The following is a 12,834-nucleotide window of genomic DNA, read 5'->3' as shown; positions in this document are numbered from 1 at the left end:
GACTCAGCGCCAGCGGCTCTGCGACACCGTGGCCAGACTGCCGGGCTGGCTGCCAAGGTAACGGGCCAGCGCCTTGAGTTCGGCGTGCGTGAACTGCTTGGCGATGCCGGCCATGATCGCGTTGTTGCGGCCGACCTGCGGGTTGCCCTCGGTCTGATAGGACTTCAGCGCCACGTAGAGGTAGTCGGCGTGCTGGCCGGCGATCTTCGGGTAGCTGGGGTCGATGGGCTTGTTGTAGTCGGCGCCGTGGCAGGAGGCGCAGCCGCCCTTGGTCAGCAGCGCCGCCACCTCGGCCGACGGCTCGCGCGCGGCCACCGACTTGACGGAGGCCTCCGCCCCCTGACGCTCGTAGAAGGCGCCGAGGTCGGCCATGTCCTGGTCGCTCAGCGAGCCCGCGATGCCGCGCATCGTGGGGTGCTTGCGGTCGCCCTTCTTGTAGGCGTTGAGCGACGCGACGATGAAGGCGGCGTTCTGGCCCGCGATCATCGGCACCTTGTGGATTTCCGGGAAGCTGGACTGGTAGCCCGGGATGCCGTGGCAGCCGATGCACTGCGCGGCCTTCTTCTCGCCGGCGTCGGCATTGCCGCCTTGGGCGTGGGCCAGGGTGGTGCCGGCGACCAGGGTCAGCGCGAGCACGGTGGTCGAGAGCGTCTTGATCATCGGTGCCAGGGTTTGCGAAAGGAATCGGATCCCCGCCAGGTGCGGGGCAACCGCCGATTATAGGCACCCACTTATACTGGTCTGATCCAACTCAAACCCTGACGGCGCCCCATGAAGTACGAAGGCTCGGAGCAGTACGTTGCCACGCCGGATCTGATGCTGGCAGTCAATGCTGCCATCACGCTGCAGCGCCCGTTGCTGGTCAAGGGCGAGCCCGGCACGGGCAAGACGATGCTGGCCGAGCAGGTGGCCCAGTCCCTGGGCATGCCGCTGCTGCAGTGGCACGTCAAGAGCACCACCAAGGCGCAGCAGGGCCTGTACGAGTACGACGCCGTCAGCCGGCTGCGCGACAGCCAGCTGGCCGGCGCCGGCGACGAGCGCGTGCGCGACATCCGCAACTACATCGTCAAGGGCGTGCTGTGGCAGGCCTTCACGGCCGAGCAGCCGGTGGCGCTGCTGATCGACGAGATCGACAAGGCCGACATCGAGTTCCCCAACGACCTGCTGCGCGAACTCGACCGCATGGAGTTCTACGTCTACGAGACGCGCGAGATGGTCAAGGCCATCCACCGGCCGCTGGTGTTCATCACCTCGAACAACGAGAAGGAACTGCCCGACGCCTTCCTGCGCCGCTGCTTCTTCCACTACATCAAGTTCCCCGACGCCGAGACGATGCAGCGCATCGTCGACGTGCACTTCCCCGGCCTGAAGCGCGAGCTGCTGGCCGCGGCGATGAAGACCTTCTACGACGTGCGTGGCCTGCCGGGCCTGAAGAAGAAGCCCAGCACCTCCGAGTTGCTGGACTGGCTGAAGCTGCTGGTGGCCGAGGACATGCCGGCCGAGGCGCTGCACAGCAGCGACGACAAGGTCGCCGTGCCGCCGCTGGTGGGCGCGCTGCTGAAGAACGAGCAGGATGTGACGCTGTTCGAGAAGCTGGTGTTCATGCAGAGGCACAACCGGTGAGCTGGCCGGCCGCGTCGGAACTGCGCGGCGTGCACGCCGCGCTGGTGCCGCTGAGCCGCGACCACGCCGGCGCCCTGGCCGACGCCGTACGCGACGGCGAACTCTGGCACCTCTGGTACACCGCCGTGCCGCCGCCGGAGCGCATGGCGACCGAGATCGAGCGCCGGCTCGGCCTGCAGGCCGCCGGCAGCATGACGCCGTTCACCGTGCTCGACGCCCACGGCACGCCGGTGGGCATGACCACCTACATGAACGTCGACCCGGTGCACAAGCGCGTCGAGATCGGCAGCACCTGGTATGCAGCCCGCGTGCAGCGCACGCCGCTGAACACCGAGTGCAAGCTCATGCTGCTGCGCCACGCCTTCGAGGCGCTGGACTGCATCGCGGTGGAGTTCCGCACCCATCGTCTCAACACCCAGAGCCGGCGCGCCATCGAGCGCCTGGGTGCGCAGCTCGATGGCATCCTGCGGGCGCACCAGCGCTCGCCCGACGGCAGCCTGCGCGACACCGCCGTCTACAGCATCACCGCGGCCGAATGGCCCACCATCCACCGCCACCTGCAGCACCAGCTGCAACGGCAACACCAGCGCTGACCATGCCCGCCAAGAAGCCCCTCACCGTCGACACGCTGTGGCAGATCCGTCGCCTCGGCGCGCCCAGCCTGGCGCCCGACGGCGCCCAGGCCGTGGCCGCGCTGACCACGTATTCGATGGACGACAACAAGGGCCGCAGCGCGCTGTGGCTGCTGTCCACGCTGGGCGGAAAGCCACGCGCCCTGACCGCCTGCGGCGAGAAGGACGGCCAGCCGCGTTGGAGCCCGCGCGGCGACCGCATCGCCTTCGTCGCCCAGCGCGAGCAGGAAGGTGCCAAGGACGAGACGCCGCAGCTCTACCTGATCGCGCCCGACGGCGGCGAGGCCGTGCGCGCGGCCACCGTGGCCACGGGCGTCGAAGGCTTCCGCTGGTGCCCCGACGGCAAGCGGCTGCTGCTGGTGTCCTGGGTCTGGCCCGAGCTCAAGGGCCTGAAGGCGCAGGCCAAGCAGCACAAGGCCTTCAAGGAGCGCAAGGAAACCGGCTACGCCACCAGCGAGGCCCAGTACCGCTACTGGGACCACAACCTGCCGATGGGTCGCGAGCCGCACCTGATGCTGCTCGACGCCGACAGCGGCAAGGTCCGCGACCTGTTCGAGGGCACGCCTTACGCACTGGGGCGTGCCGACCCGGGCGCCGGCAGCTTCGACGTCTCCCCCGACGGCAAGCGAGTCGTCTTCGCCTTCGACCCGGCGCCCGAGAAGCGGCTGGACCACCCCTTCGCGCTGGCCGAGATGGAGCTCAAGTCCGGCCGCGTGCGCGTGATCGCGCAGGACGCGGCCTGGGACATGGGCGCGCCGCGCTACGCGCCCGATGGCGACCGCATCGCCTTCGTCGCCCAGCACCGCGGCCTGAAGCACACGATGCCCGACCAGCTGGCGGTGTGGGACCGCGAGACGGGCGGCTGGGACGTGCTCAGCGCAGAGTGGGACCACGAGGTGCAGGCCCCGCTGCACTGGGAGGACGACGGCCAGGCGGTGCTGTTCGCCGCCGAGCAGCGCGGCCGGCGCCACCTGTGGCGCTTCGACCTGCCCGACCGCCGCGCCGAGCTGCTGGCCGAAGGCGGGTGGCTGCAGGCCTTCGACAAGGCCGCCGGGACGCTGGTGACGCTGGCCGACGCCATCGACCACCCGCCCGAGATGCGCGTTCACCCGCCGGGTGGTGCGCCGCGGCGCATCGAGGCCTTCAACGACGCGCTGATGGCCGGCGTGGCCACCGGCGTCACCGAGGAGGCCTGGGTCACCGGCGCGCTGGGCGACCAGGTCCAGGTCTGGATCACCTACCCGCCGGGCTTCGACCCCGCCCGGCCCGGCAAGCAGAAACTGCCGCTGCTGCAGGTGATCCACGGCGGCCCGCACACGGCCTTCGGCGACGCCTGGCACTTCCGCTGGAACGTCCAGGCCTTCGCTGCCCAGGGCTACGTGGTCGCGGCGGTGAACTACCACGGCTCGTCGAGCTTCGGCTACGCCTTCAAGGACAGCATCACGCACCGCTGGGGCGAACTGGAGCTGCAGGACGTGGAGGCCACCACCGAGATGCTGCTGCAGCGCCCCTGGGCCGACCCGAAACGCGTGTTCGCCACCGGCGGCAGCTATGGCGGCTTCATGGTCGCGTGGATGAACGGTCGCTGTGAACCGGGGCGCTATGCCGCCTACGTCTGCCACGCCGGCTGCTTCGACTGGACGGCGATGTTCGCCGACGACGCCTACACCTGGCACGCCAAGGAACTGGGCGCCTGGTACTGGGACGACATCGGCAAGGTGCAGTCACAGAGCCCGCACGCCTTCGCCGCCAACATGACGACGCCTACGCTGGTGATCCACGGCGCGCTGGACTACCGCGTGCCCGACGCCCAGGGTCTGGCGTACTACAACACGCTCAAGGCGCGCAACGTCGATGCCCGGCTGCTGTGGTTCCCCGACGAGAACCACTGGATCCTCAAGCCGCGCAACAGCCGCCTCTGGTACAGCGAATACTTCGACTGGCTCAAGCGGCACGACGCGGCGAAGCCGCCTCGCCGGGCGTCGAAGGCGCGTCGATCACGCTGAGCGCGCCGGCACAGACCACGCGGTCGCGGCCACCGGCCTTGGCCAGATAGAGCGCGCGGTCGGCGCGGCGGATCATCTCCTCCGGGTCCTCCGTCGGATCGTGCGACACGGCCGCGCCGATGCTCGCCGTGATGCGCAGCGGCGTGCCCTCGTAGTCCACGGTCAGGTCGCGCAACGCCTCCAGAAGCCGTTCGGCCAGCTGGTTTGCGCCGTCCAGGTCGGTGCCGGGCAACAGCAGCGCAAACTCCTCGCCGCCCATGCGGGCCACGGCATCCAGCCGGCGCGCGGCACCGGTCAGCACACCGGCAGCCGCCACCAGCACGGCGTCGCCGGCGGCATGACCCCAGCGGTCGTTGACGGTCTTGAAGTGGTCCAGGTCCAGGGCCAGCAGCGCCATCGGCGCCGGGTGTCGATGCTGCCGTGCGCGTTCGGCCTCCAGGCGCTGGCCGAAGGCCCGCCGGTTGAGCAGGCCCGTCAACGCGTCGTGCTGCGAGAGGTGCCGCAGGCGCTGGATCAGGCGCAGCATCAGCATCGCTGCCATCGCCAGATGCAGCATCAGCGCCATCAGCACCAGGGCCAGGGAAAGCATGATCTGCCGCGCCTGCCCGGTGTCCAGCGGCGCCCCGCTGCCGGACACGCCGACCAGCGCCAGCGCGGCGCGCCCCGACAGCAGGCCAGCGATGATCCACATCGGCACGCTGCAGACCCAGGCGGGTGCCGGGCCGATCTCCTCGGCCAGGCCAGCGCCGACGTCCAGGGCGGCGCGCGCCAGCACCAGGCCCATGCCCAGCCCGGCTGCGACCACGGTCCAGGCGTGCGGGGCGCCGAGTCCGTTGGCCAGCACCACCACGCCCCCCGCCGAGCCGGCCACCGCAAGCAGCCAGCGATCGACGCCGGGCCGGCGCACGAACACCCGTACGCCGCGGGCGATCACCGCGGCGGCGGCGAGGTGCACCAGGTTCGGCAGCGCCGAGCCCAGGCCCGGCGGCAGCCAGGGGCGTGCCAGCACCACGCCCATGCCCACCGCGAGCAGCAAGGTGCCCAGCCCCCAGTGCGCCGTCGCGCGGCGCGACAGGCGCAACCACGCCATCGCCAGCCAGATGGCGGCAAAGAAGGCCATCTGTACCGTGTACAGGGCCAGGATGGTGTGGATGGGCTTCAAGGGATGGCGATGCGGCAGACTGCCTCAGCCTTGCGGGGCCCAGCTGCCTCGGTCGTCGATATCGGCAGGTCGCGCCGGCGATTGAGGGCCATCCCGCTGCCCGGTACTCACCCGTTGATTTCGACACCACAATAGGCGCCGGGGCCACGCCTGCCGGATCCCATCCATGCTGATCGACTTCTTCTACACCCTGCGCGCCGCCAAGCTGAAGGTCTCCGTCAAGGAGTTCCTGACCCTGCTCGAGGGCCTGAAGGCAGGTGTCATCGGCCCGTCGGTCGACGAGTTCTACATGCTCGCGCGCACCACGCTGGTCAAGGACGAGACGCAGTACGACAAGTTCGACCGCGCCTTCGCCGCCTACTTCAAGGGTGTGGAGCTGCTGACCGACTTCACCAAGGACGTGCCGCTGGAGTGGCTGCGCAAGACGCTGGAACTCGAGCTCAGCCCCGAGGAGAAGGCCGCCATCGAGAAGATGGGCTGGGACGAACTGATGGAGACGCTGAAGAAGCGCTTCGAGGAGCAGAAGGAACGCCACGAGGGTGGCAACCGCATGATCGGCACCGGTGGCACCAGCCCCTTCGGCGCCTACGGCTACAACCCGCAGGGCATCCGCATCGGCCAGGACAAGGGGCGCAACCGCAGCGCGGTGAAGGTCTGGGACCAGCGGGCGTACAAGGACTACGACGACACCAGGGAACTCGGCACGCGCAACATCAAGGTGGCGCTGCGCCGCCTGCGGCGCTTCGCGCGCGAGGGTGCCGACCTGGAACTGGACCTCGAAGACACCATCCACGCCACCGCCGCCAATGCCGGGCTGCTGGACATCAAGATGGTGCCAGAGCGCCACAACAAGGTGAAGGTGCTGCTGCTGATGGACGTGGGCGGCACGATGGACGAGCACGTGCACCGTGTGGAGGAACTCTTCAGCGCGGCGAAGACCGAATTCAAGCACCTCGAGTTCTTCTACTTCCACAACTGCCTGTACGACTTCGTCTGGAAGAACAACCGCCGCCGCTTCAGCGAGAAGACCCCGACGTGGGACCTCATCCGCACCTACAACAAGGACTACAAGCTGATCTTCGTTGGCGACGCGACGATGAGTCCGTACGAGATCCTGCAGCCCGGCGGCAGCGTGGAATACAACAACGAGGAGCCGGGCGCGGAGTGGCTGCAGCGCATGACCAACGCCTTCCCGCGCTTTGCCTGGATCAACCCCGAACCGCAGGGCGTGTGGCAATACCGCCAGAGCATCGCCATCGTGCAGCAGCTGATGAACCAGCGCATGTTTCCGCTCACGCTGGCCGGTCTCGAAGGCGCGATGCGGCTGCTGAGCAAATGACCGGCCCGGCGCGCGCGGCGGCCCGCCGTGCGCTGACGCAGCGCTGGCAGGCCGCCTGGCGCACGACGCTGGCGGCATGGGCCGCGCTGGTGGCACCTCTGGTGCTGGGCGGCTGCGCCGCGCTGATGCCGGCCGACACCCCGCCGCCGGCGGCCGATCCGGGCTCCCCCACGACCACCACGACCACGGCCGACGGCGCCGAGACCGTGGGCGTGCGCTGGCGGGTGCGCGTGGAAGCGCCGGGCAACCTGGCCGCCCTGCTGCAGCAGCACCTGGACATCGCCCGCCTGCCGGCGCTGGCCGGCGACGAGATGGTGCCCGAGGCCGAACTCTCGCGCCTGCTCGACGCCACGCCGGCCCAGGCGCGCACCCTGCTGCAGACCGAAGGCTTCTTCGACCCCACGGTGCGCCTGGTCCGCGCCGGCGACCGCATCCGCGTGGTCGTCGACCCCGGGCGCCAGACCCGGGTCGGGCGGGTGGACATCGACATCGTCGGCGCTGCCGCCGAGGATGCCGACCGGGGCGACCCGGTGGCCCGCGCGGTGCTGCAGGGCCTGCGCAGCGGCTGGCCGATGCCCCGCGGTGCCGCCTTCCGCAACGGCGACTGGAGTGCGGCCAAGGCCGGCCTGCTGGCCGGGCTGCGCGATGCCGGCTATGCCGCGGCCAGCTGGCTGGGCACGGCCGCCGAGGTGGCCCCTGAAGACACTTCCGCCCGCCTGTTCGTCGTCGCCGACAGCGGGCCGCTGTTCCGTGCCGGCCCGCTGCAGATCGAGGGCCTGCAGCACCACGAGGCCTCGACCGTGCGGCACATCGCCGGCTTCCGGCCCGGCCAGCCGCTGACGCAGGCGCTGCTGCTCGACTTCCAGGACCGCCTGCGCCAGGCCGGCCTGTACGACCGGATCGACGTCGGCTTCGACCCCGACCCGCAGACGGCGGATGCCGCGCCGGTGCGCGTGCGCCTGGGCGAGGCACCGCGCCAGGTGTGGACGCTGGGCCTGGGCTACAGCGCCACAGTCGGCCCGCGCGCATCGGCCGAACACCTGCACCGGCGGCTGTTCGGCTGGCAGCTGGTGTCGCGCAACAAGGTCGAATGGGCGCGGCTGCGCCAGGCCTGGGACGGCGAGATCAGCACCCACCCCGGTGAGCGCCTGTGGCGCTGGCTGGTCGGCGGCGCGGTGGAGCGCCTGGAGAGCGACGACGACATCGTGCTCTCGCAGCGCCTGCGCGCCGGCCGCGCGCAGAACAGCACGCGCACAGACCGCCTGCTCTTCGTCGAGGCCGAACGCTCGTCGCGGCGCAACCAGGTCCAGCGCGGCGCCGCGTCGGACAGCACCGAAATGGCCATCTCCGGCAACCTGCACGGCGTCTGGCGCCGGCTCGACGACCCGCTGCTGCCCACGCGCGGCTGGAGCCTGTCGCTGCAGGGCGGGGTCGGCCGCGCGCATGGCAGCGACAGCGACAGCGGCTGGTTCTCACGCGCCTACGGCCGGCTGACGCTCTACCAGCCGCTGCCCGCCGACTGGTACGCGCAGGCACGGCTGGAACTCGGCCAGGTCTTCCGGCCCGACGGCGTGGCCGTGCCCGACTCGCAGCAGTTCCGCGCCGGCGGCGACGACTCCGTGCGCGGCTACGCCTACCGCAGCCTGGGGCCGGTGGTCGACGGCGCCGTCGACAGCGCCGATGCGCTGGCCACCGTCAGCCTCGAGCTCGCCCGGCCGGTGTCGCGGCGCCTGCCGTCGGTGTGGGGCGCGGTCTTCGTCGACGCCGGCAACGCGGCCAACGACTTCGGCCACCTCACGCCGGCGGTCGGCGCCGGCGTCGGCGTGCGCTGGCGCAGCCCGGTCGGCCCGCTGAAGCTGGACTGGGCCTATGGCCGCGAGCTGCGCAAGTCGCGGCTGCACTTCAGCGTCGGGGTCACCTTCTGATGGCCGGCCTGACCACGCCCGACCTCAGGCCCGATGCCGAGACCGCCGCCCGGCCGCCGCGCCGCTGGCCGCGTCGCGTGACCCTGGCCACGGGTGGAGCCGTGGCGCTGGCCGCGGCGCTGGTCGCCGCCGGTGCAGGCACCGCGGCGTGGCTGCTGCGCAGCGATGCGGGCACGGCGTGGCTGCTGCGGCAGGTGCCGGGGCTGACGGTGGACGGCCCGCAAGGCGCCTTGCTCGGCCCCGATTTCTCGGCGCGCCAGCTGCAGTGGCAGGGCGCCGCCGGCCAGCTGGTCATCCAGGCCCTGCAGGCCCGCGGCCTGCAATGGCAGTGGCGGCCGGCGCCTCGCCAGTGGCTGGCCATCGCCTGGGAGGGCGTGCAGGCCGAAAGCGTGCAGTGGCAGCCGGCCGCTGCCGCCGAACCCGCGCCGCCCGCCGCACCCCTCACCAGCCTGCGCCTGCCGGTCGCCGTGCTGGCACCGGTGCGGGTGGAGACCCTGCAGATCGGCACGGCACCCCCGGTGCTCGGCGTGCAGGCCCGGCTGCACCTGGGCGACGCTGCCGGCGCCCGCCACCGCATCGATGGCCTGCAGCTGCGCTGGGCGGGCGGCGAGGCCAGCGCCACGCTGGCGATCGACAGCGACGGCCCGCTGCCGCTGGACGTGCGCCTGCAGGCGCGGTCGGCCCCCGGCGCGCCGCAGGGCTGGCAGGCCGACCTCGCCGCCACCGGCCCGCTGGCCGAACCCGCGGTCAGCGGCACCCTGCGCGGCCTGGACGACGCGGCGCAGGCCACCGTGGACGCCCGCCTCGCGCCGTTCGCCGCCTTCCCACTGACCGCCCTGCGCCTGCAGGCGCAGGCGCTGGACCTGTCGCGGCTGGACACCCGCTGGCCACAGACCCGCCTCGACGCGCAGGCCGAACTGGTCGAACCAGCGGCCGACCGGCCGCTGCAGGCCCGCATCCGCATCGACAACCGCCAGCCCGGCCGCTGGAACGAGGGCCGTCTGCCCGTGCGCAGCGCGCGCGCCGACGTCACGACCCGCCTGGACCGGCCCGGCCGTCTGCAGCTCGACACGCTGAGCCTGGCGCTGGATGGCGAGGGGCGAATCGACGGCAGCGGCCTGTGGGAAGACCACACGCTGACACTGGAACTGCAGGCCGCGGCGCTGCAGCCGCAATCGCTGGACGGCCGAGCCCCGGCCTGGCGGGTCGAAGGCGCCGTGGGCCTGACCCTCGAGCACCTGCCCTCGCCCGACCCGGCCGCCGCCGCGCCTGCCGAACCGTGGCGTGCCGAGGCCGCCCTGTCGCTGCAAGGCCGGTACGCCGAATCGCCGGCGCCCGTGCGGCTGCAGGCCCAGCTGAGGGCGGCGCAGGGGCAGTGGCAGGTCGACCAACTGCTGGCGCGCGCCGATGCGGCCGAAGCCCGCGGTGGCCTGCGCCTGCAGCAGGCCGGCGGCGGCTGGCGCGTGGGCAGCCAGCTCACCCTGGACCGGCTGGACCCGGCGGCCCTCTGGCCCGGCCTGGTGTCCGAGCTCGGCGCCGGCTGGCACCGTGGCCCGCACCGGTTGAACGGCCGCGTGGAAGCCGCCCTGCAGCTGCCCGCGCCTCGCCATGGCCAGATCGACTGGCGCCGCATCGGTGGCACCGCATCGATCCGGCTAGACGAATCACTGCTCGCTGGCGTGCCGGTCGGCGGGCGGATCGAGCTCGGCGCCGACGCCGACCTGGACCTCGCCGTAACCGCCGGTGGCAACCGCCTCTCGGCCCAGGGTCGGCTCGACCGCCGCGGCGACGACGACCGCTGGACCCTGGAGGTCGACGCCCCGGACCTGGCCACGCTCGCGCCGCTGGCCACGCTGCATCCGGCCATGTCGAGCCTGCCGCAAGCCGGTCAGGTGCGGGGCCAGGCCAGCGTGCAGGGGCGTTGGCCCACGCTGCAGGGCGAAGGCCAGTTCGACGTTCAGGCCGTGCGCGCCGGGCCGCTGCAGGTGGCACAGGCCGCGCTGCGCTGGTCAGCAGGCAGCGACCTGCAGACCCCCCTGCAACTGACGGTGCAGGCCAGCCGCCTGCAGTGGCAGCAGCAGACGCTGGCGGTGCTCAACGCCCGCCTGGACGGCACGCCGGCGGCCCACCGCCTGACGGTGGACGCCGCCCTGCCGCTGCTGCCGCCGGACGCGGTGAGCCGCAGCCTGGGCCTGGCCCCGGCCCGCGGCATGCGCTGGGGCCTGCGCGCCGACGGCCAGCTGGCCCGCGAGGCCGAGACCTGGCGTTGGCAGGGTGGCCTGTCGGCCCTGACCGCCGGCCCCTGGGACGGCCGGCCCGTGCTGACCGGCAGCCCGCCGCGCGACTGGCTCGACAGCGGGCCGCTGCGCGCCGACCTCAGCTTCGACGCCAGCGGCGCCCTGCAGCAGCTGCATGCCGATGCCGGCCAGCTGCGCGTGGCCGACACCTTCACGCTGGCCTGGGACGACGTGCGCCTCGCCGGCGACCGGCTGACGCTGAAGGCGCGGCTGGAAGGCTTTGCCGTGGCGCCGTTGCTGGCGCGCTGGCAGCCGGACATGGGCTGGGAAGGCAACCTGCGCGTCGGTGGGCGCCTGGACGTCGAACTGGGCGCGGCCACGCGCATCGATGCCGTGATCGAACGCGAGGGCGGTGACCTCGGCGTGCGGGAGTCCGATGAGCTCAGCATCCCCTTCGGCCTCAGCGACCTGCGCCTGGGCCTGCAGGCCCAGGACGGCACCTGGACCTTCACCCAGGCCCTGGCCGGCCGCACACTGGGCGAACTGGGCGGCGTGCAGCAGGTCTTCAGCACCGCAGCGGCCCGTTGGCCGGGCGCTGGCGACCGGCTGGAAGGCGCCGTGCTCGGCCGTGTGGCCAACCTCGGCGTCTGGGGTGCCTGGGTGCCGCCGGGCTGGCGGCTGCAGGGGGCGCTCACCGCCGATGCGCGCCTCGGCGGCCGCGTCGGCGCGCCGGAGCTGCGTGGCGAACTGCGTGGCGACGACCTGGGCGTGCGCAACCTGCTGCAGGGCGTGCACGTGCGCGACGGCCAGATCCGTCTGCGGCTGGAAGGCGAGCGCGCCACGGTGGAGCGCTTCGTGCTGCGGGGCGGCGACGGCAGCCTGACGCTGACCGGTGGCGCCACGCTGGGCGCCGACCCGCGCGCCGAGCTCGCCCTGCGCGCCGACCGCCTGCAGCTGCTCTCGCGCATCGACCGCCGCCTGATCGCCAGCGGGGAAGCCACATTGACCCTGGCGCCGCAGGACCTGACGCTGCGCGGCGGCTTCACCGTCGACGAGGGCCTGTTCGATGCCAGCCGAGGCGATGCCCCGAGCCTGGACGACGATGTCGTGATCCGGCGCGCCGGCGCCACCGAGACCGACACCGAGCAGGCCGCGCCGCCGCCGCGCAACCGGCGCACCGACGTGGCGGTGGACGTCAACCTCGGCTCGCGCCTGCAGGTGCGCGGCCGCGGCCTGGACACGCGGCTGGCCGGGCGCCTGAAGATCACCGCACCGGGCGGCCGCTTGGCGGTGACCGGCACCGTCAGCGCCGTCGACGGCACCTACGCGGCCTATGCCCAGAAGCTGGAGATCCGCCGTGGCGAGCTGGCCTTCTCCGGCGACGCCGCCAACCCGCGCCTGGACGTGCTGGCGCTGCGGCCCAACCTCGACATCGAGGTCGGCGTGGCCATCACCGGCAACGTGCAGTCCCCCCGCGTGCGGCTGTACTCGAACCCCGACCTGAGCGAAACCGACAAGCTGTCCTGGCTGGTGCTGGGCCGCGACCCGGCCGGCCTGGGCCGCACCGACACCGCACTGCTGCAGCGCGCTGCCGTGGCCCTGCTGGCCGGCGAAGGCGAGGCGCCCACCGACGCCTTGATGCGCAACCTGGGCCTGGACGAGTTCTCGCTGCGCCAGGACGAGGACGACGCCGGCACGCGCGAGACCGTGGTCAGCCTGGGCAAGCAGCTCTCGCGGCGCTGGTACGTGGGCTATGAACGCGGCGTCAACGCCACCGTAGGCACCTGGCAGCTGATCTACCGCGCGGCCCAGCGCTTCACGCTGCGCGCGCAGTCCGGCGCGGAAAACGCGCTGGACGCGATCTGGGTCTGGCGGGTGCCGTGACCGGGGCGCTCAGGGGGCCATGAGAG

Annotated in this window: 8 protein-coding genes; 6 read left to right on the top strand and 2 right to left on the bottom strand. The window is 72.5% G+C overall.

Annotated elements, in window-relative coordinates; translation table 11 throughout:
- Nucleotides 1-3: 3 nt before the first annotated feature.
- Entirely contained in the window at nucleotides 4-660 is a 657-nt protein-coding gene (locus tag ENE75_RS02815) for a c-type cytochrome (RefSeq protein WP_128195396.1), read from the bottom strand.
- A gap of 111 nt (nucleotides 661-771) precedes the next feature.
- Here ENE75_RS02815 and ENE75_RS02810 point away from each other — a divergent pair, with 111 nt between their 5' ends.
- From ENE75_RS02810 to ENE75_RS02800, 3 genes are read left to right on the top strand one after another with little or no spacing between them, the layout of a single operon-like run.
- Entirely contained in the window at nucleotides 772-1,623 is an 852-nt protein-coding gene (locus ENE75_RS02810; RefSeq protein ID WP_128195394.1) for an AAA family ATPase, read from the top strand.
- Nucleotides 1,620-2,216 (top strand): GNAT family N-acetyltransferase, encoded by a 597-nt coding sequence (locus ENE75_RS02805; RefSeq protein ID WP_128195392.1) that lies wholly within the window; start codon nucleotides 1,620-1,622, stop codon nucleotides 2,214-2,216. The genes ENE75_RS02810 and ENE75_RS02805 overlap by 4 nt, the downstream gene beginning before the upstream one ends.
- Before the next feature lie 2 nt (nucleotides 2,217-2,218).
- Complete coding sequence (locus ENE75_RS02800; RefSeq protein ID WP_128195390.1) at nucleotides 2,219-4,261, top strand: S9 family peptidase; 2,043 nt, start codon at nucleotides 2,219-2,221, stop codon at nucleotides 4,259-4,261.
- On the opposite strand, the gene ENE75_RS02795 is transcribed toward ENE75_RS02800, so the two are convergent.
- Complete coding sequence (locus tag ENE75_RS02795; protein ID WP_128195387.1) at nucleotides 4,200-5,423, bottom strand: GGDEF domain-containing protein; 1,224 nt, start codon at nucleotides 5,421-5,423, stop codon at nucleotides 4,200-4,202. The genes ENE75_RS02800 and ENE75_RS02795 overlap by 62 nt on opposite strands.
- A gap of 166 nt (nucleotides 5,424-5,589) precedes the next feature.
- Here ENE75_RS02795 and ENE75_RS02790 point away from each other — a divergent pair, with 166 nt between their 5' ends.
- The 3 genes from ENE75_RS02790 to ENE75_RS02780 are packed head-to-tail and all read left to right on the top strand — an operon-like array spanning nucleotide 5,590 to nucleotide 12,808.
- Nucleotides 5,590-6,762, top strand: coding sequence for a vWA domain-containing protein (locus ENE75_RS02790; RefSeq protein WP_128195386.1), 1,173 nt, complete (start codon nucleotides 5,590-5,592; stop codon nucleotides 6,760-6,762).
- The gene (locus tag ENE75_RS02785; protein ID WP_128195384.1) at nucleotides 6,759-8,687 is read left to right on the top strand and encodes an autotransporter assembly complex protein TamA; all 1,929 of its coding nucleotides are present in this window, start codon (nucleotides 6,759-6,761) and stop codon (nucleotides 8,685-8,687) included. Before ENE75_RS02790 ends, ENE75_RS02785 begins: the two co-directional genes overlap by 4 nt.
- A complete protein-coding gene (locus tag ENE75_RS02780) occupies nucleotides 8,687-12,808 on the top strand; it encodes a translocation/assembly module TamB domain-containing protein (RefSeq protein WP_128195382.1) in 4,122 nt (1,373 codons plus the stop codon). Before ENE75_RS02785 ends, ENE75_RS02780 begins: the two co-directional genes overlap by 1 nt.
- Nucleotides 12,809-12,834: the final 26 nt, after the last annotated feature.

The sequence above is a fragment of the Rubrivivax albus genome (genome assembly GCF_004016515.1).
Classification (GTDB): Bacteria; Pseudomonadota; Gammaproteobacteria; order Burkholderiales; family Burkholderiaceae_C; genus Rubrivivax; species Rubrivivax albus.
The sequence above is the reverse complement of the archived record's forward strand: the minus strand, read 5'-3'. Positions and strand labels throughout refer to the sequence as shown.